Below are 18,735 nucleotides of genomic sequence, written 5' to 3'. Positions count from 1 at the left end.
CTGGCCGGAGCGCCGTTGGTGCCAAGCTGGAACACCCCTCATCCGACCGAGCTTCGCTCGGCCACCTTCTCCCACAGGGGGAGAAGGGAAAGCCGCCGTGCCGTAAACGAGGACGAACAGATGGACATACGAAACGAAACCGCTGAAAAGCCGAAGGACGACGCCGATGTGCGGGTCGGCCGGCGCGTGCGGGCGCTCAGGCTGGGACGCAATCTTTCGCTGGCCGAGCTTGCCGCCAAGGCCGGCGTTTCGATCGGTGCGCTCAGCCAGATCGAGCGCGGCCTGTCCTCGCTTCGCGTCAAGGTGATCTGGCCGCTTGCCGCCGCGCTCGACATCGAGCCGTCGGCGCTGATCGCCGACGGCAACGATGCCGGCAACGACCTCTATTGCGTGCGCGCCAACAGCCGTCGGCAAATCCCGGTGAAATCGGAAGGCATTGCCAAGGCGCTGCTGTCGCCGCCGGCCGCCACGCTCACCGGCATGCTGGTGACGGTGGAAGCCGGCGGCGGCACCGCCGAGGCCTATGCGCACGCCGGCCACGAATTCGGGTTCGTCATGGCGGGCGAGGTCGAGCTGGTGGTCGATTCCACCACCTATGGGCTGAAGGTCGGCGACAGCTTCGCCTTCAAGAGCACCTTGCTGCATGCCTTCCGCAATCCGGGCGTCGAGCGCTGCCAGATTCTCTGGGTCAACACGACCAAGCCGTCCGAGGTTCGCGATGGCGCCTGATCCTCTCGTCCGGCTGGATGCGGTGTCGAAAATGTTCCCCGGCGGCATCGTCGGTCTCGACACCATCGATCTCGACATTGCCCGCGGCGAGTTCCTGACGTTGCTCGGACCCTCCGGCTGCGGCAAGACCACCAGCCTGCGGGTGATCGCTGGTTTCGAAAGCCCGTCGAGCGGGCGGGTGCTGCTCGAAGGCCGTGACATCACGGCACTCAGGCCGTTTGACCGGCCGGTCAACACCGTGTTCCAGGACTATGCGCTGTTTCCGCACATGGACGTCGCCGAAAATGTCGGCTTCGGCCTGTCGCTGCGCAAGCTTTCCGGGGCAGAACAGGCAAAGCGCGTCGGCGAAGCGCTCGACATGGTTGGCCTTGCCGAAAAGCTCGGCGCCCGCGTGTCCGAATTGTCGGGCGGCCAGCGCCAGCGCGTCGCGCTTGCCCGTGCCATCGTCTGCGAACCGCGTGTGCTGTTGCTCGACGAGCCGCTATCGGCGCTCGACGCGCATCTGCGCGAACAGATGCAGGTCGAGCTGAAGCGGCTGCAGTCGCGGCTTGGCACCACTTTCGTCATGGTCACCCACGACCAGACCGAGGCGCTGTCGATCTCCGACCGCATCGTCGTCATGAACAAGGGCCGTATCGAGCAGATCGCACCGCCGGCAGCGCTCTACGACCGGCCCGCCACCAAATTCGTCGCCAGTTTCATCGGCACGATGAACCTGCTGCAGTCGCGCTTTGTCGGCCATGACGGCGATCGGTTGCATTTCAACGCCGGCGCCTTGCCGCTGGAAGCCACGTCGGAAACCGGCGAAGCACCGGGTGAAGGCGCGGTGCGAACCATCGGCGTGCGTCCGGAGGATCTTTTGGCAGCAACCGAAGCGGCGACCGGCACCGCGCCGGCGCGGGTGAGCAGCATCGTCTTTCACGGCCGCACCTTGCGCCTGCACGCCGAATTGGGGCAGGGGATACCGGTGGTTATCGACGCGCCACGCCGGGCGGAAGGTTTTCAATTCAGCGTCGGCGACGTGGCGCATATCAGCCTGCGCCGTGGCGCTAACTGCCCTATGCTACCCAGCTAATCTGTTCCCTATCTTTTCCAGAAAACCGGAGCATTACCCGATGAGCAATCATCTGAACTTCTTTATCGACGGAAAATGGGTCGCGCCCGTGGTGCCGGCAACGCTGGATGTGATCGACCCGTCTACTGAAGAGGCCTACACGAAAATCTCCGTCGGCTCGAAGGCCGATGTGGATCGCGCCGTGGCAGCGGCCAAGGCGGCCTTTCCGGCCTTTTCCCAAACCAGCAAGGCCGAGCGTCTGAAGCTGCTGAAGCGCATCCTCGAGGTCTACAACGAGCGCTACGAGGATATCGCGCAAGCTGTCTCCCAGGAGATGGGCGCGCCGATCACCTGGGCGCGCGAGGCGCAGGCCTGGGCAGGCAGGGCGCATATGGAATCCACCATCAAAGCGCTGGAGGATTACGAATTCAGCGAGAAGCGCGGCGGCACCATGGTGGTCAAGGAGCCGATCGGCGTCTGCGCGCTGATCACGCCATGGAACTGGCCGCTCAACCAGATCGTCTGCAAGGTGGCGCCGGCGATCGCCGCCGGCTGCACGGTCGTGCTGAAGCCTTCCGAGATCGCGCCGATCAGCGGCGTCATCTTTTCGGAAGTGATGGAGGCGGCAGGCACGCCGAAGGGGGTCTACAACATGGTCAACGGCACCGGTCCCGACGTCGGGCAGGTCATGGCCGGCCATCCCGATGTCGACATGGTTTCCTTCACTGGCTCGACCCGGGCCGGCATCATCGTCGCCAAGACGGCGGCCGAGACCGTCAAGCGCGTGGCGCAGGAGCTCGGCGGCAAATCGGCCAACATCGTGCTTCCCGACGCCGACTTCGAGGCGGCCGTGCGCCAGGGCGTCAACGCCTGTTTCGGCAATAGCGGCCAGTCGTGCGACGCGCCGACGCGCATGCTGGTGCCGGCGGCCCGCCACGACGAGGCGCTGACGATCGCCAAGAAAGCGGCCGAAGCGCACAAGGTCGGTGATCCGCGCTCGGAAGAGACCAAGCTCGGTCCGGTGGTCAGTAACATCCAGTTCGACAAGATCCAGCGGCTGATCGAGGCCGGCATCGCCGAGGGTGCTACGCTGGTCACCGGCGGTCCCGGCCGGCCGGAGCACCTCAACCGCGGCTACTATGTCAGGCCGACCGTCTTCGGTCACGTCACGCCGGGCATGACCATCGAGAAGGAGGAGATTTTTGGGCCGGTGCTTTCGGTCATCTCCTATGATGACGACGACGACGCGGTGAAGATCGCCAACGACACTGTTTATGGCCTCGCCGCCTATGTGCAATCCGGGGATATCGATCACGCGCGAAAAGTCGCCGGCCGCCTGCGCGCCGGACAGGTCTCGATCAACTATCCGGAGTGGGATACGTTCGCGCCCTTCGGCGGCTACAAGCAATCCGGCAACGGCCGCGAATATGCCGACTGGGCGATCCATGATTTCCTCGAGATCAAGGGCATCATCGGCTACGGCGCCTAGCGCATGACCCGAACAGCGCCGCGCGTTTAAGAAGGACGCGCGGCGCTGTAGCGTGGCCAATCCAAGCTATTCGGCGGCTTCGCGGACAGGGATCAGGCGCCGCTCGACCTGTTGGAGATGCAGGCGCATCGCCGCGGCCGCGCCGCCAAGGTCGCGTTCGGCGATCGCCTCGACGATCCGTTCATGGTCGGCAAAGCTGTGATGGTCCGCCGGAGGACGGGCGCCATCTGAACGAAGACGTCCCCAGACCACGGTTCGGCGCACCGCGTTCAGGACGTCGAACAGGCCGAGCAGCACATTGTTGCGGCTCGCCTGCGCAATCTGGCGGTGGAGCAGATTGTCGATGTTCTCATATTGCCGCCATGTGACGGCTTCCCGCGTCTGCACCAGCGATTGCCGCATCGATGCGATATCCGAAAGCGTGGCGTGCAGCGCCGCTTCGCGCGCAATCTCGGGCTCAATGATGAGACGCGCGCGCATCACGTCGGCCGGATTCGTGCGCCCGGCGATTTCCGAAATCCCAATCGTCTCCTCGACCGGTCCACTGCCGACGAAGGTGCCCCTGCCGACGTGACGCCAGATGCGGCCGTCTTTCTCGAGCACCGCCAGCGCCTTGCGCAGATCGCCGCGCGATACGCCGAGGCTCTCGGACAGTTCCCGCTCGGCAGGCAGCCGAGTCTCGCCGGCATGGTCCATCTGGGCAAGATAGGCCTGAAGCTGAACCAGGGCGGCGTGGCCGCCATTTCCGGGATCGTCCATCAATTTAACCAATTCGCATAGGATTTCCCTTTGTTGGTGTTAAAACGATTAGCGCAAACCGTCAACTGCCGAGTTTTCTGGGCGAACGTGTCCGACACGCCGCAGTTTCTCCTTGACCAATCCGGTCTGTGGCCTTAACCAATTAAGGTAATGGTTACAAGAAACGGGAGGAATGACAATGGCCAGCATGACCAGACGTACCATCCTTGCCACCGCTTTTGCCGCGGCCCTGGCATGGGCACTGCCCCTGTCGGCCGCAAATGCGGGCGACATGCGCATCGCATTCGGCGACCTTCCCGGTATAGAATCCATCCAGACACTCGCCGCGATAGAGCGCGCCAAGGAACGCGGCGTGAATGTCGAGCTCATCGTTCTCAATGACGAGGATCTGGCTGCCCAGGCCATTGTCGGCGGCCAGGCCGATGTCGGCATCGGCGCGCCCTATACTCTGATCCAGAAGGTGGGCGTGCCGATTCGCATCTTTGCGCAGATATCGACGCTGCGCTTCTTTCCCGTCGTCAACAGCGAATTCTACAAGGAATGGAAGGATCTCGACGGGCAGGAAGTCGCCGTTCAGGCGCGCGGCTCTGGCACCGAGGCCGTCATGCTCCTGATGGCGAAAAATCACGGCATCAAGCTCGGCAACATCAGCTATGTCCCGGGTTCCGAGGTTCGCCGCAATGCGCTGCTCCAGGGAACCATCAAGGCGTCGATCGTCGACGCCGCCAACAGGCGCGCGCTCGAGGCCGAAGCCCCCGGAAAGTTCATCGTCTTGCCGGTCGAGGATCTCGGCGCCTCGGACGAAGCGCTTTTCGCGACCGCAGACTATCTGAAGAACAACGCCGCCGACGTCGACATCCTGGTCGAGGAATTGATGAAGACCGCGCGCGAGATAACCGCGAACCCGGCGGTGGCGGTCGAGCTCCGCAACAAGTACAAATTGCTGCCGGATCTCGGCGCGGAAGCGGATAGCGAAATCACCGAATACTACAAGGAAACCGCGGAAGCCGGCAGCCTTGCGCTGAATGGCGGCGGCGCCGATGCGGCCGCAGACGACTTCGCCTTCTTCAGCCTTGCCGGCCAGATCGAAGGCGATCCCGCGAGCCTCAAGGTCGAGGACTTCTGGGATGTCTCGGCACTCGACCGCGCTGTCGCCAAGCTCGGCAAGAAATAGGCGGCCTGCCGGATGGCCGTAAGCATCAGAACCGACGGCGAGGCTGCCGGCCTCGCTCCCCTTTCCAATCGCAGCACCACGGGCGCATCGTGGGACCAGCCGATCCTGCTCAGGCTCGTGTCGATCGCCCTGTTCGCAGGAATTTGGGAGGTGGCCGGCCGCATTCCCGTCAGCTTCGCCTTCCCAACTTTTTCCGACACGATCGTCGCGTTTTTCGGATTGCTCGCCGATGGCAGCCTGGCAACTGCCTACCTCTCGACGCTGCAGCCGCTGGTGCTCGGCGTTGTCTTGTCGGCGTTCCTGGGTGTCGGTCTCGGCACGATCTGTGGTCTATGGCGCACCGGCGAATGGCTGCTAATCCCCGTGTTCATCGTGCTTCAGGCTGCACCCGTCGCCGCCTTCATTCCAATGGTCACCTTCGTCTACGGGATCGGCATGACCGCCAAGACGCTCGCCGTCATGATCCTGGCGCTGCCGGTCATCGTGCTCAACACCTACAAGGCCGTGCGCAACGTCAACGAGTCGTTGCTGGCCATGTGCCGATCGTTCATGGGCACACGCTGGCAGACCGTCGCCAAGATCATTCTTCCGGACGCCAGCCCGGTGATCTTTGCCGGCTTGCGCCTCGGCGTCGCTGCCGGGTTCGTCGGCGTGGTGCTCGCCGAGCTGCTGATCACCCCGACCGGCATCGGCGACCTCATCACCTTCCACCGCTCGCGCGCAGATTACGCCGAGATGTACGCAACAATTGCCTCGATCATCGCGCTTTCCACCCTGACGCTCGTCTTTCTGCAGTGGGTGGAAGTCCGTGTTTTCAGGCCCGAGAGTAGAGGTGCTTAACATGGGCGCGACCGCATTGCGAAATGGACCGTCACCGGTTCCCGCACCGATCGATTCAATCGTGGAAGTGAGAGGAATCTCCAAGACCTACGGCAATGTCGAGGCGTTGCGCGGCATCGATCTCGACTTTCCCAGGGGCAAGCTGACCAGCCTTCTCGGACCCAGCGGTTGCGGAAAGACGACGCTGTTGAAGATCATAGCCGGGCTGATACGGGCTGATGGCGGCACCGTCGCGATCAACGGCAAGCGCGTCAGCGCCCCAGGCCCCGAACGCGCTTTCGTGTTCCAGGACTTTGCGCTGATGCCTTGGGCGACCGTGACACGCAACGTGGCCTTCGGGCTGGAATTGCGCGGCACGAACAAGGCCGAGCGCGAGGACATCGCCCGCCACTATATCGCCGAGGTGGGGCTCGCCGGCTTCGAGGACAAATATCCGCACGAGCTGTCGGGCGGCATGCGCCAGCGCGTCGGCCTGGCGCGGGCTTTATCGGTCGATGCCGATGTCCTGCTGCTCGATGAGCCGTTTTCGGCGGTCGACGAGCAGAACCGGCGGAAGTTCCAGGAAGATCTGATCCGGCTGCGCACCAACCAGAACAAGACCTTCATCTTCGTGACGCATTCGATCGAGGAGGCGGTCTACATCTCCGACCGGATCGTGTTGCTGTCACCGAGGCCCGGTCGGGTTTCGCAGATCATCGAGCCGGAAATCGATCGCTCCGGCGATCCGGAGCGCATTCATCGCGACAGGCACTATCTCGATACGGTCGATGAGATCTGGCAGGGGCTGAAGCAATATGTGGAATGATCGGCCATGACCCTGTTTGGCTACCGTGTACCAATGATGGCATCCCTGCTCGTCTGGTGCGTCGTATGGGAAATCGTCGGCCGGCTGGACCTTGTCTTTCTGCTGCCGCCGTTTAGCGACGTGCTGGCAGCAGCCGTCGATCTGGTGCAGACCCCGTCCTGGCAGAGCGCGACGGTCACGACCCTTCGCGCCTTCGCCATGGGCATGGCCCTGTCGATCGTAGTCGGCGTGCCCCTGGGCATCCTGATGGGACGCGTCAAGATCGCCGACGATTTGCTCGGCATGTGGGTCAACATCTTCTCAAGCGCACCGCTCTCGGCCATCGTCCCGGTGCTGATGATCCTGTTCGGCTTCGGCGAGAAGACGATCGTTGCAGCGGTGTTCCTGTTTGCGATCTGGATCATCGTTCTCGACACACGCGCCGGGGTCCGCCACATATCGCCGTCACTGATCGAGATGGCGCGTTCCTATGGCGCCTCGCGCCCGGCGCTCTATACCAAGATCATCCTGTGGGCGGCACTCCCGGAGATCCTCGCCGGCATCCGCCTCGGCCTCATCCGCGGCGTCAAGGGCGTCGTCATCGGCCAGTTGCTCGTCGCCATCGTCGGCTACGGCGCGCTGTTCGAGACCTTCTCGCGAAATTTCCGCATGGCCGAATTCTGGGCCTTGACCATCATCCTTTTTGCCTTCGCCCTGCTGATCGCCGAACTGATCGAAAGGGCCGAAGCCAAAGTCGAATACTATGCAGGAGCAAGACAGTGAACATGCACGGCACGACCTCAAGCTACGTCATCGAACCGACCGCAATCCCAAGCATTCCGGTGGCGGGAACCGACAAGATGTTTCCGGTGCACCGCGTCTATTGCGTCGGGCGGAACTATGCCGCGCATGCCGTCGAGATGGGACACGACCCCAACAAGGAGCCACCGTTCTTCTTCCAGAAGAACCCCGACAACCTCAATGTTAGCGGAGAATTTCCATATCCTCCGGCCTCCAACGATGTCCATCACGAGATCGAAATGGTCGTTGCGCTCAAAAGCGGCGGCACGGACATCGCGGTCGAAAAGGCTCTGGACTGCGTATTCGGTTATGGCGTAGGTCTCGACATGACGCGGCGCGACCTGCAAGGTAAGGCGAAGGACATGGGTCGTCCTTGGGAGGTCGGCAAGGCCTTCGAGGCGTCGGCGCCATGCACGCCGTTGGTTCCGGCAAGCTCGATCGGCCATCCAACCCAGGGAGCGATTTGGCTGGACGTCAATGGCGAGCGAAAACAGACCGGCGACCTCAACCAGATGATTTGGAAAGTTCCGGAAATGATCAGTTATCTCTCAGGTCTTTTCACGCTGATGCCGGGGGACATCATCCTTTCCGGCACGCCGGCGGGCGTCGGGGCGGTTGTTCGCGGTGATGTTCTTCGCGGTCATATCGATGGCGTCGGCGACCTAGAGGTTCGCGTTGTCTGAAGCGTCGATCATTGAACGGCTTGCCGCCGGAGCGGATGATGCGCCGGCGATTTCGGCACCCGACAGGATCACGCTGACCCATGGCGGGCTGCGCCGCCTGATCTCCGAAACGGCGGCGCAACTGCATGCACTGGGCCTCGGCCGTGGCGACCGGATAGCCATCGTGCTGCCGAACGGGCCGGAGATGGCCACTGCCTTTGTCGCTGCGGCGGCGGCGGCATCCACGGCGCCGCTCAACCCGGCCTACCGGGCCGACGAGCTCGATTTTTATCTCTCCGACATCGGCGCCAACGCAATCCTGGTCGCCGAGGACGAAAGCGGCCCGGCGGTCGCGGTTGCCGAGCGTCTCGGCATAGCGGTGCTGAGGCTGGTCACGCGGGGTGACGCGCCAGCCGGCAGTTTTGAGATCGAGGGCAAACCGGTTGGTCCGCCTGTTTCGCGCGGCCTGGCTGAGGATGGCGACATCGCGTTGTTGCTGCACACTTCCGGCACCACGTCACGACCCAAACTGGTGCCGCTCAGCCATGCCAATCTCGCCGCCTCGGCCGCCCACATTGGCGCGACGCTCGGCCTGACGTCAGGTGATCGCTGCCTCAACATCATGCCGCTGTTCCACATTCATGGGCTGATCGCGGCGGTGCTGTCCTCGCTTGCCGCCGGCGGCAGCGTGTTCTGCACGCCGGGCTTCAACGCGCTGCGCTTCTTCCATTGGCTAAGCGAAGCGCGGCCGAGCTGGTACACGGCCGTGCCGACCATGCATCAGGCGATCCTGCCGCGTGCGGCGCGCAATGCCGAGGCGCTGGCGACAGCGCCTCTCCGCTTCATCCGTTCATCCTCGGCATCGCTGCCGCCGCAGGTGATGGCCGAGCTCGAGACTACCTTCGGCTGCCCGGTGATCGAATCCTACGGCATGACCGAGGCCGCGCACCAGATGGCCTCGAACCGGCTGCCGCCGGGCTTGCGCAAGCCGGGCAGCGTCGGCGCCGCCGCCGGACCGGAGGTGGCGGTGATGGCGCTGGACGGGCAATTGCTGAAGCCGGGTGAGACCGGCGAGATCGTCATTCGCGGGCCCAATGTCACCGCGGGCTACGAGAAGAACCCGGACGCCAATGCCACGGCCTTCGCGCATGGCTGGTTTCACACCGGCGACCAGGGCGTGCTCGACGACGACGGCTATCTGCGCGTCACCGGCCGGCTCAAGGAGATCATCAACCGCGGCGGCGAGAAGATCTCGCCGCTCGAGGTCGACGACGTGCTGATGGACCATCCGGCGGTGGCACAGGTCGTCACCTTCGCCACGCCACACGCTAAGCTCGGCGAGGAGGTCGCGGCTGCGATCGTGCTGCGCGAGGGCATGGCCGCGACCGAAGGCGAGATTCGCAGCTTTGCCGCGATGCGGCTCGCCGACTTCAAGGTGCCGCGCATTGTCCTGATCCTGGACGAAATCCCGAAGGGCGCGACGGGTAAGCTGCAGCGCATCGGTCTCGCGACCAAACTCGGTCTTGCCAAACCCGGTCTGGGATAATGATGCGGATCACCATTTTTGGCGCTGGCGCGATCGGCGGCTATCTCGCGGCCAAGCTTGCCATGGCCGGCCGGGTCGATCTGTCGATCGTGGCACGTGGCGCGCATCTCGATGCGATCAAGGCGAACGGGCTTCGCCTGATCGAGGACGGTCATGAATCCGTCGCCTCTGTCAGGGCCGCCGCGCAGGCGTCGGAACTAGGCGTGCAGGACTACGTCGTGCTGGCGCTCAAGGCCCATTCTCTCGCACCAGCGCTCGACCAGATCGCGCCGCTGCTGGGCGAGGGGACGGCCGTCGTCACCATGCAGAACGGCGTGCCGTGGTGGTATTTCCATAAGATCGGCGGGGCGCTCGAAGGCACGCGGCTGCAAGCGGTGGATCCCGGTGGGGTGATCTGGGACCGGCTTGGGCCGGATCGCGTCATCGGCTCGGTCGTCTATCCCGCTGCCGAGGTGGACGCGCCCGGCCTGGTCCGCCACATCGAGGGAAAACGCTTCTCGCTTGGCGAGCCCTCGGGCGAGAGGAGCGAACGTGTCACCCGGCTTGCCGAGGAGATGGTTGCGGCGGGCCTGCAGGTGCCCGTCCGCGACGACATCCGCGGCGAAATCTGGGTGAAGCTCTGGGGCAATCTCTCCTTCAACCCGATTTCCGCGCTGACCGGCAGCACGCTTGCGGCGATCGCTGCCGACGAGGCAACCCGCACGCTGGCTCGCACCATGATGCTGGAGGCGCAGGCGATCGGCGAAAGCCTCGGCGTCCGGTTCCCGATCTCGGTCGACCGCCGCATCAAGGGTGCCGGCGACGTCGGCGAGCACAAGACCTCGATGCTGCAGGATCTGGAGCGCGGCCGGCCGATGGAGATCGACGCACTGGTGACGGCGGTCCAGGAGCTTGGCCGGCTGGCCGGCCAGCCGACGCCCACCATCGACAGCGTGCTGGCGCTGGTGCGCCGCCTCGCCATCGAGCGTGGCTGCTATTCTCCCTTGTAGTTTGTTCCTGTTTTGTTCTAGTCTGTTCCCGCGGATAAAATACCGGACGGGATCAGCCATGAACGAGCTGCCTTCATTCGGAATCGGCAAAAACGGCCAGACTTTCTTCCGCTGGAACGAGCCAGACCAGCGGCGGAACGATCGGCTGTTTTTCGCCATTCTTTTGGACAGCACGATTGCCACGCCGCTGGCGCTGAAGGCGGCTGGTTGGCAGCGTGAGTTGGGCCTGCGCGGCAAGCTCATTGCGGCAGAGCAGTTGCATGTCTCGCTGGTTGGGCTCGGCGACCATGACGGATTGCCGATGTCCCTTGTGGACACTGCCTGCCGCGCCGGCGGGCTCGTTCAGACAGCATCGTTCGATGTTACCCTCGATCGCCTGTCGGCCTTCGGCGGTGGCGCACTGCTGCTGCGCGGCAGCGGCGGCAATCCAGCCTTGCAAACCTTTTGGCGCAGCCTCGGCGCTACGCTCTCCGATAGCCCGCTGAAGCCCTTCGTGGCGAATTCCTTCGAACCCCACGTTACCTTTCTGCGCGACAGGACGCAGGTCGCGAAGCTTGGCGAGCGAGCCATCGAACCGATTGGCTGGACGGTCCGCGACTTCGTCCTCATCCACAGTTTCCTGGGGCAGGGCCGGTATCAACTCTATGGGCGCTGGCAATTGAGCGACCAGGACGACGCCGTGGCCGCCATGTGAGAAGACGCCGTGTCAGATCGTCTTGACGTATTGCGCAAGCTGGTCGACCACGGTGCCCCAGCCATCGAAAAAGCCCATCTCCTCGTGGTTCGTTCGTGTCGCTTCATCCCTGTGGATGGCGGTCGCGGTGTAGCGCGTCGCCTTGCCTTCTGGCTGCAACGATATGACCGCTGTGATGAATGGGTCCCCTGACGGCCGATAGCCGGGTAGCAATGCATCGGTCCATACCAGCCGCTCGTTCGGCACGATGTCGAGATAGCAGCAATGACGGTCATTGACCTCCTTGCCATCGGGTGATTGCATGCGGGTCCTGAACAGGCCGCCGGGCCTGAGGTCTATCTCGCAATCGGTGACGATCCACGGCTTCGGTGTGAACCATTGCCGGACATGCTCGGGCTTGGTGTAGGCGGTCCAGAGCAGTTCTCGTGGCGCGTCGACGACGCGTTCGAGAACGAGGTCCAGTCTGGGGTCCGGTTTGAACAGCGGGGCCTGGCTCATATGTCTTTCTCCTTGAGTGTCATGACGTAGGCATCGAATCGGTCGAGGCGGCGCTCCCACATTGCACGCTGCTCGGCCAGCCAGTTTTCGGCGAGCCTCAGCGGCTCTGGCGCAAGCCGGTAGGTCCTGACGCGGCCGGTCTTTTGCGAGCGCACCAGCCCACAACCTTCCAGCACCTTGAGATGTTCGATGAAGGACGGCAGTGCCATGTCGAAGGGCTGGGCAAGCTCGCCGACCGAGGCGGGGCTTCTGTTCAGCCGCTCGACAACACGTCGACGTGTCGGATCGGCAAGCGCCCGGAAAATGCCGTCGATCGGCGGGGTGCTTACGGTCCGCGAGCTTGTTGCGACGATCATGTTTTTCTTGCGCCTCTGAGCATGGCCAAAGATGGTTTAGGAAAATACTTAGGAAAATTCCTTAGTATTGGCAAGCCCAAAACTTTGAAGATGCCGGCCTGGCCGCTGGCAAAGTCGCAAAAGCGGTTTTAGGGTGCCGCCGGATTCGAACACAGACCAGTCCGAGGATCACAATCTTGACGATCACCATGTACGGCATCACCAATTGCGACACGATCAAGAAGGCCCGCACCTGGCTGGAACGCCATGACGTCGCCTACCGGTTTCACGACTACCGGGTCGAAGGGCTCGACGCAAAGCGGCTGGATGGCTGGTCCAGCAAGGTCGGCTGGGAAATCCTGCTCAACAAGGCGAGCACGACGTTTCGCGAACTGTCGGACAAGGACAAGCTGAGCCTCGACGAGAACAAAGCCAAGGCGCTGATGCTGGCCAAGCCGACGATGATCAAGCGGCCGGTGCTGGAGCTCAGCGATCGCATCCTCGTCGGCTTCAAGCCTGATGTTTACCAGCAGGCGGTGGTTGGGAAATAGACGCGGTGCAGCGTGCGCGCCGCCTCAACCCTTTAGGCTGAGATAGTCAGCCAAAGCCACTGCGTTATTGTGCATATCGTCTTGGGCGCCGTAGAGCAGCGTCACCTGGCCGTTGTCGAGCAGGGCGCGCAACTGGCCAACCGCGTCGCCGTTCCTGTCGAGCTCGCCGCGATATCGCTGCTGGAATTCCATCCAGCGTGTCGGCTCGTGGCCGAACCATTTGCGCAATTCATCGCTAGGCGCGATGGTCTTGAGCCAGAGCGTCAGCGCGGCGTCTTCTTTGCGGACGCCGCGCGGCCATACGCGGTCTATGAGCACCCGTTGCCCATCGCTAGGCGAGGGCGGCTCGTAGATGCGCTTGACTTTGATATCGAGTTTCATTGCCAACTCCAGGGTTGACCGCCAAGACGGCTTGTTGGCGGCTCCTTAAGCCCACTCGCCCTTGCGCATGACCGGCACGCGGCTGCCGTCCTTGCCGACGCCGTCGATGTCGATCTTGTCCGAACCGATCATCCAGTCGATATGGATGAAGCTCTCGTTGCCGCCGCGCGCCGCGATCTCGTCCTGGCTGAGCGAGGCGCCGTCGACAAAGCACTTCGAATAGCACTGTCCCAATGCGATGTGGCAGGCGGCGTTCTCATCGAACAGCGTGTTGAAGAACAGCAGCCCGCTCGCCGAGATCGGCGAGGAATGCGGCACCAGCGCGACCTCGCCGAGACGGCGCGAGCCTTCATCGGTGTCGAGCACCTTCTTCAGCACGTCCTCGCCCTTCGAAGCCTTTGCCTCGACGATCCTGCCTTCCTCGAAACGCACCGAGATCTCATCGATCAACGTGCCTTGGTAGGACAGCGGCTTGGTGCTCGAAACATGGCCCTCGACGCGCTTGGCATGCGGTGTGGTGAAGACCTCCTCGGTCGGGATGTTCGGGTTGCAGGTGATGCCGTTCTTGGCGGTCGAAGCGCCGCCCATCCATTCATGACCGTCGGCCAGACCGACGGTCAGATCAGTGCCGGGTCCGGTGAAATGCAGCGCGTGGAAATTGTGGCCGTTCAGCCATGCGGTGCGGCCGCGAAGTGCGGCGTTATGCGCCATCCAGTTGCCGATCGGGTCGTCGACGTCGACCCGTGAGGCGGCAAAGATGGCGTCGGCGAGCTTGGCCACGGCGACGTCATCGGTATCATCCGGGAAAACCTGCTTAGCCCAGGCCTGATCAGGATAGGCGACGATGTTCCAGTTGATGTCGAAGCCGGTGATCTTTTCCAGCGCCGGCCGATAGGCCATCGAGTTCGCCTTGTTGGCGCGCGCCACTTTCACTGGATCCTGCGCCGACAGCAGCGACGGATCCTCGCCGCGCACGGCGAGCCGCGCCGCATTGTTGGCGAAGGCCTTCGCCATGCCCTCATAGAGCCAGCCGGCGGCGTGGTCGAAGCCGGCATCGGCGCCATGGCGGAAGCGCGCCAGCGTGATCTCATCGTCGTTGAAGATCGGCGTCACCAGGCCGGCGCCGGCCTTGTAGGCGTGCTCGACGATCCGCCGCGTCAAAGGCAGCGCTGCGATCGACGATGTCAGCACCAGATCCTGCCCCGGCTGCAATTGCAGCCCGACCTTGATGGCGACTTCGGCCAGCCTGTCGAGTTTCACCGGGTCGATCGTTGCGGAAACGCCGCGCGAATGTGTGGTCATGATCCTGCCTGTCGTGATGTGGTGTCTGGTTCCTACATAGATCGCCGTCGCGGCGCTTTCCACAGCGATTGCGACTACCACAGCGCCGCGCGTCCTGTCGGACGCGCAAAGGACGCTGTGGCACTTTGATCTTGCGCATGATCCTTTTCCAAAATCGATTCCGATTTTTGGGGTCATGCGCCAGGTTCAACCCACGCTGGCGAGCGAGCCGAATTGCGCCATGGTCGCCGCTATCTCTTCGCGGATCCAGATCTTGAAATCCCTGACCTTGCGGCTTTCGGTCTTGGTGGCTGAGGTCACCAGCCAGTAGCCCAACCCGCTCTCAGCGCGCACGCCGAACGGCGCGACCAGTCGGCCGTCGGCGAGAGCGTCAGCCGTCAGCAATTGCCAGGCGAGCATCACGCCATGGCCGGCGATCGCCGATTCCAGGCAAAGCATCGGGTCGGTGAAACGCGCGCCCTTGAGAAAGGTGACGGGCTTCGCCCCGGCCGCCTCGAACCAACTGTCCCAACTGATCATCGACCGTTCGTCGGTGATGGCGCAGGTCTGCGCCAGGTCTTGGATCGACTTCAATCTGGCAGCGATCGACGGTGCGCAGACCGGAAACACCTCCTGCGCCAGTAGCAGTTCCGCGCGGCCGCCCGGCCATTTGCCGTCGCCCATCCGGATGCCGATGTCGATGTCGGAATGGTCGAGATCGGCGATCCGGCCCGAGGCGTCGATGCGCAGCAGCACATTCGGATGGCGGGCGAAATGCCGCGATAGTCTCGGCAGAAGCCACTTCGACGCGAAAGCCGGTGCGACCGAAACCACCAGCGTGCATTCGGAGGCCTCGTCGGCGAGCGCCACGGCTTGGGCGAGTTCGCGAAAACCTGCCCCGAGGCGCGCGGTGAAGACGGTGCCGAATTCGGTCAGCACCAGACCGCTCGCCGTTCGTTCGAACAGCGTCTGGCCGAGTTGCTCTTCCGTTCGCTTGACCTGCTGGCTGACGGCGCTGGCGGACACGTTGAGTTCGCTCGCCGCAGCCGAAAGCGATCCCAGACGGGCGACGGTTTCCACGGCGCGCAAGCCGTTGAGGTGGACGCGGTTCAGCATGACCATACAGTTTTTCTAAACCGCCGCGATTGAAATCTCAATTGAAACGCGGGGCTGATTGGCAGATTTTAGCGAAACAAGCAGACCAGTGGAGGAAAATCCGATGAAGATTTTGTCATTGCTCAGGGTCTTTTCCGCTGCCGGCGCGCGGCAAAGCCGGTCGCCTGAAAGCGAGACCACCCGATGGGTGATTGATCCGCTGTCGCATCCTGTGCTCGACACCATGTCGGAGCGCGAGCTCGGCGACGTGCCGTTCCGGCTGACGGCCCGGCGCACTGCCTACGAGACGGCTACCGTGCAAGCAGGTTGCGGTTGAAGCTTCTGGAACGGTAGCAGCGGGCGGTCGCCCTCAGTTGCCGGCACGTGCGGGCAGAGGCTGGATGCTGGCGGCTGCGGCAATCCGTTCTGGCCCAACGCAAGCGGATTGTTTGACAGGCTCGTGCACCTATTGTGCACTGCAATGAAAGCCGTTTCGCCGTCTCCTTTGCGTCTCGCCTTTGCCGGCATGATTGGCTTGGCCGCTGCCATGGGCATCGGCCGCTTCGTCTACACACCGATCCTGCCCGGCATGATGGAGGAGCTTGGCCTGTCGCCGGCCGATGCCGGCTGGATCGCATCCGCTAACTATCTCGGCTATCTCATTGGTGCGCTTGCAGCCGTCGGCGGCTGGGCGCATGGTCGCGAGCGCCTGCTGATGCTGGCCGGTCTTGCCGCCACCGCGGTCCTCACCGGGCTGATGGGCCTGGCCGACACGATGGCGGCCTTTCTCGTCATCCGGTTTCTTGCCGGTCTGGCCAGCGCCTTCGTCTTGGTCTTCCTGTCCAGCATCGTTTTCGGCCATCTGGCCGCCGCCGGCCGAAACGACCTGCAGGCGCTGCATTTCGGCGGCGTCGGGCTCGGCATAGCGGCGTCCTCGGCGCTGATGGCTATCCTCGTCACCGAACATGCCGGCTGGGCAGCGGGCTGGTTCTGGTCCGCCGTATTCTCCGCCTGCGGCTTTGCCGTCGTGGCGTTGCTGGTCGGCAGCACTGCGACCACCAACGGCGCCGATGGTCGCGAACCGGCGCTGCCGAAGGACCGCTCGCTGATAAAGATCATCGTCGCCTATGGCCTGTTCGGCTTCGGCTATATCGTGACGGCGACGTTTCTGATCGCCATCGTCCGGCAGGGTGGCGGCGGTCGTGTGTTCGAAGCCATGGTCTGGATGGTCACTGGCCTGGCCGGGATTCCTTCGATCTGGCTCTGGCAGAAGATTGCCGCAAGGATCGGCCTGTATGCGGCTTATGCCTTCGGGTGCCTCGTCGAGGTGGTCGGCGTCACCGCGAGCGTCGCCATGGGCGGACACGTTGGGCCGTTGCTCGGCGGGTTTCTGCTTGGCGGGACTTTCATCGCCATCACCGCGCTCGGCCTGCAGACCGGAAGGCAGCTTGCCCCGCAAGCGCCACGCCGGACCTTGGCGTTGATGACGGCTTTTTTCGGCCTCGGTCAGATCGTCGGTCCGATCGTCGCCGGTCTGCTTGCGCAAGCCTCGGGCGACTTCTTCCTCGCATCGATCGTGGCCGCCGCCGTCCTGCTTGTCTCGGGCGCGATCACCTGGTCGGCTGCGCCAAAATCGCCATGATTGTGGGTTTGCTCGGGGATGGGCATCGGGCACGGGCATTTTCATTCCGACCGATGTGTGACCTTATGCCCGCTGAACAGCAACGCCGCTGATTTGCGCATCGACCGAGGATTTCCCCACAGTGTTTGTATCCTTCTTCCCGCAGCCGAAGCTTTTTTTCATCTCGGCGGCCGTCTGGAGCCTTCTGCTGGTTATCCTATGGTTTTTTGGCGGCGAGCACCTTGGCACGATGCTTGGGATGCCGCCGGTCGATCCGCAGGCCGCACCGGTCATCAGCCCAATAAGATTCCTGACACCGGCATTCCTCTGGTTCTACGGATATTTCTTCGCGGGTATGGGCGTATTCTACCTTTTTTGGGCGCTGTATGCCCCACACCGTTGGCAGAACTGGTCGATCCTTGGCTCTGCGTTGATTATTTTCGTCACTAATTTCATCGTGCAGATAAGTGTGGCGCTCAATGACTGGCGTGGCATGTTTTACGACATGGTGCAGAAGGCCCTGACCACGCCCGGCTCCGTTACGCCTGCCGAGCTTTACTACGGAGTATGGCAGTTCCTGTCGTTGGCCCTGGTCTATATGACCATTGCCGTCCTGAATGTCTTTTTCGTCAGGCACTATGTGTTTCGCTGGCGCACCGCGATGAACGACTATTTTACGGCTTATTGGCCAAGGCTGCGCCATATCGAAGGGGCGTCGCAGCGCGTTCAGGACGACACGATGCGCTTCTCGGGCACAATGCAGGGGCTCGGAGTGAACTTCATCGATTCCATCATGACTCTGATTGCATTTCTACCTTTGCTGGCATCCCTTTCTCTCCATGTTCCAACTCTCCCCATACTCGGAGCAATCCCCTATCCGCTGGTTATTGCAGCGATCGCGTGGTCGTTGTTTGGAACCGGCTTGTTGGCAGTCGTCGGCGTCAAGTTACCCGGGCTGGAATTTCGTAATCAGCGTGTTGAAGCCGCTCTGCGCAAGGAACTTGTCCTCGGTGAGGATGATACGGAACGAGCACAGCCACCAACGCTGGTCGAGCTTTTCAGAAATGTTCGAAAGAACTACTTCACGCTATACGCTCATTATGTCTACTTCGACATGGTACGCTATCTATATCTCCAGGTTGACAACGTTTTTGCCACGCTTATTCTTGTACCAACCTTGTCTCTTGGTAAGATAACCTTTGGAATTTTTCAGCAAATTGTCACCGCCTTTTCACAAGTCGCCAGTTCGTTCCAATATCTTGTGAATTCCTGGCCGACCATTGTCGAACTGATATCTATCTACAAGCGCCTGCGCGCCTTCGAGGCGACGCTTGAAGGGGCCCCGCTGCCCGAAATCGATCAGCATTATCTGGAGCGTGAGCGAGCCGGCTTGCGCCCTGAGGATCAGCCGGCAAGCTAGAGCGATTCATCGTTTCACGGAAACGCCGAACC

At 62.8% G+C, this 18,735-nt stretch carries 21 protein-coding genes; 15 read left to right on the top strand and 6 right to left on the bottom strand.

The annotated features are described in order from the left end of the window. The first annotated feature begins 120 nt into the window (after positions 1-120). The 3 genes from EJ075_RS03175 to EJ075_RS03165 are packed head-to-tail and all read left to right on the top strand — an operon-like array spanning position 121 to position 3,272. The gene (locus tag EJ075_RS03175) at positions 121-729 is read left to right on the top strand and encodes a cupin domain-containing protein (RefSeq protein ID WP_126103320.1); all 609 of its coding nucleotides are present in this window, start codon (positions 121-123) and stop codon (positions 727-729) included. Next, positions 719-1,804, top strand: a complete 1,086-nt coding sequence (locus EJ075_RS03170; protein WP_126103319.1) for an ABC transporter ATP-binding protein — start codon at positions 719-721, stop codon at positions 1,802-1,804. The genes EJ075_RS03175 and EJ075_RS03170 overlap by 11 nt, the downstream gene beginning before the upstream one ends. A gap of 40 nt (positions 1,805-1,844) precedes the next feature. Beyond that, on the top strand, positions 1,845-3,272 hold the full coding sequence (locus EJ075_RS03165; protein ID WP_126103318.1) for an aldehyde dehydrogenase family protein: 1,428 nt from the start codon (positions 1,845-1,847) through the stop codon (positions 3,270-3,272). Between the two features lie 66 nt (positions 3,273-3,338). On the opposite strand, the gene EJ075_RS03160 is transcribed toward EJ075_RS03165, so the two are convergent. Further along, a complete protein-coding gene (locus EJ075_RS03160; RefSeq protein ID WP_126103317.1) occupies positions 3,339-4,031 on the bottom strand; it encodes an FCD domain-containing protein in 693 nt (230 codons plus the stop codon). A 178-nt stretch (positions 4,032-4,209) separates the two neighbouring features. Here EJ075_RS03160 and EJ075_RS03155 point away from each other — a divergent pair, with 178 nt between their 5' ends. From EJ075_RS03155 to EJ075_RS03120, 8 genes are read left to right on the top strand one after another with little or no spacing between them, the layout of a single operon-like run. Next, on the top strand, positions 4,210-5,205 hold the full coding sequence (locus EJ075_RS03155; protein ID WP_126103316.1) for an ABC transporter substrate-binding protein: 996 nt from the start codon (positions 4,210-4,212) through the stop codon (positions 5,203-5,205). 12 nt (positions 5,206-5,217) lie between these two features. Next, entirely contained in the window at positions 5,218-6,045 is an 828-nt protein-coding gene (locus EJ075_RS03150) for an ABC transporter permease (protein WP_126103315.1), read from the top strand. Between the two features lies 1 nt (position 6,046). After that, entirely contained in the window at positions 6,047-6,850 is an 804-nt protein-coding gene (locus EJ075_RS03145; RefSeq protein ID WP_126103314.1) for an ABC transporter ATP-binding protein, read from the top strand. A 6-nt stretch (positions 6,851-6,856) separates the two neighbouring features. After that, positions 6,857-7,612: an ABC transporter permease subunit gene (locus tag EJ075_RS03140; protein ID WP_126103313.1), complete on the top strand. Its 756-nt coding sequence runs from the start codon at positions 6,857-6,859 to the stop codon at positions 7,610-7,612. Positions 7,613-7,614: 2 nt separating this feature from the next. Next, positions 7,615-8,313, top strand: a complete 699-nt coding sequence (locus EJ075_RS03135; RefSeq protein ID WP_126107223.1) for a fumarylacetoacetate hydrolase family protein — start codon at positions 7,615-7,617, stop codon at positions 8,311-8,313. Then, the gene (locus tag EJ075_RS03130; protein ID WP_126103312.1) at positions 8,306-9,838 is read left to right on the top strand and encodes an acyl--CoA ligase; all 1,533 of its coding nucleotides are present in this window, start codon (positions 8,306-8,308) and stop codon (positions 9,836-9,838) included. Before EJ075_RS03135 ends, EJ075_RS03130 begins: the two co-directional genes overlap by 8 nt. 2 nt (positions 9,839-9,840) lie before the next feature. Continuing rightward, positions 9,841-10,827 (top strand): 2-dehydropantoate 2-reductase, encoded by a 987-nt coding sequence (locus EJ075_RS03125; RefSeq protein ID WP_126107222.1) that lies wholly within the window; start codon positions 9,841-9,843, stop codon positions 10,825-10,827. Continuing rightward, entirely contained in the window at positions 10,805-11,521 is a 717-nt protein-coding gene (locus tag EJ075_RS03120; protein WP_245458096.1) for a 2'-5' RNA ligase family protein, read from the top strand. The genes EJ075_RS03125 and EJ075_RS03120 overlap by 23 nt, the downstream gene beginning before the upstream one ends. Before the next feature lie 12 nt (positions 11,522-11,533). Here EJ075_RS03120 and EJ075_RS03115 read toward each other — a convergent pair whose 3' ends face one another. Both EJ075_RS03115 and EJ075_RS03110 read right to left on the bottom strand, forming a co-directional pair. After that, positions 11,534-12,019: an SRPBCC family protein gene (locus EJ075_RS03115; RefSeq protein WP_126103311.1), complete on the bottom strand. Its 486-nt coding sequence runs from the start codon at positions 12,017-12,019 to the stop codon at positions 11,534-11,536. Further along, complete coding sequence (locus tag EJ075_RS03110; RefSeq protein WP_126103310.1) at positions 12,016-12,375, bottom strand: metalloregulator ArsR/SmtB family transcription factor; 360 nt, start codon at positions 12,373-12,375, stop codon at positions 12,016-12,018. Before EJ075_RS03110 ends, EJ075_RS03115 begins: the two co-directional genes overlap by 4 nt. A 176-nt stretch (positions 12,376-12,551) precedes the next feature. Between EJ075_RS03110 and EJ075_RS03105 the strand changes: the two genes are divergently transcribed. Then, on the top strand, positions 12,552-12,905 hold the full coding sequence (locus EJ075_RS03105; RefSeq protein ID WP_126103309.1) for an ArsC family reductase: 354 nt from the start codon (positions 12,552-12,554) through the stop codon (positions 12,903-12,905). A 24-nt stretch (positions 12,906-12,929) separates the two neighbouring features. Here EJ075_RS03105 and EJ075_RS03100 read toward each other — a convergent pair whose 3' ends face one another. The 3 genes from EJ075_RS03100 to EJ075_RS03090 form a co-directional block, all read right to left on the bottom strand. Continuing rightward, on the bottom strand, positions 12,930-13,286 hold the full coding sequence (locus tag EJ075_RS03100; RefSeq protein ID WP_126103308.1) for a DUF488 domain-containing protein: 357 nt from the start codon (positions 13,284-13,286) through the stop codon (positions 12,930-12,932). 45 nt (positions 13,287-13,331) lie between these two features. After that, the gene (locus EJ075_RS03095) at positions 13,332-14,588 is read right to left on the bottom strand and encodes an aminopeptidase (protein ID WP_126103307.1); all 1,257 of its coding nucleotides are present in this window, start codon (positions 14,586-14,588) and stop codon (positions 13,332-13,334) included. Between the two features lie 186 nt (positions 14,589-14,774). Beyond that, positions 14,775-15,689, bottom strand: coding sequence for a LysR substrate-binding domain-containing protein (locus EJ075_RS03090; RefSeq protein WP_126103306.1), 915 nt, complete (start codon positions 15,687-15,689; stop codon positions 14,775-14,777). A gap of 97 nt (positions 15,690-15,786) precedes the next feature. Between EJ075_RS03090 and EJ075_RS03085 the strand changes: the two genes are divergently transcribed. The 3 genes from EJ075_RS03085 (at position 15,787) to sbmA (ending at position 18,703) form a co-directional block, all read left to right on the top strand. Next, positions 15,787-15,999: a hypothetical protein gene (locus EJ075_RS03085; RefSeq protein ID WP_095483940.1), complete on the top strand. Its 213-nt coding sequence runs from the start codon at positions 15,787-15,789 to the stop codon at positions 15,997-15,999. Between the two features lie 144 nt (positions 16,000-16,143). Beyond that, positions 16,144-17,304 carry a YbfB/YjiJ family MFS transporter gene (locus EJ075_RS03080; protein ID WP_126103305.1) on the top strand — a complete coding sequence of 387 codons (1,161 nt, stop codon included), beginning with the start codon at positions 16,144-16,146 and terminating at the stop codon, positions 17,302-17,304. Positions 17,305-17,425: 121 nt separating this feature from the next. After that, positions 17,426-18,703 (top strand): peptide antibiotic transporter SbmA, encoded by a 1,278-nt coding sequence (gene sbmA, locus EJ075_RS03075; RefSeq protein ID WP_126103304.1) that lies wholly within the window; start codon positions 17,426-17,428, stop codon positions 18,701-18,703. The last annotated feature ends 32 nt before the right edge of the window (positions 18,704-18,735 follow it).

The sequence above is a fragment of the Mesorhizobium sp. M6A.T.Cr.TU.016.01.1.1 genome, from assembly GCF_003952585.1.
Taxonomy (GTDB): Bacteria; Pseudomonadota; Alphaproteobacteria; order Rhizobiales; family Rhizobiaceae; genus Mesorhizobium; species Mesorhizobium mediterraneum.
This window is presented reverse-complemented; position numbering and strand designations above follow the sequence as displayed.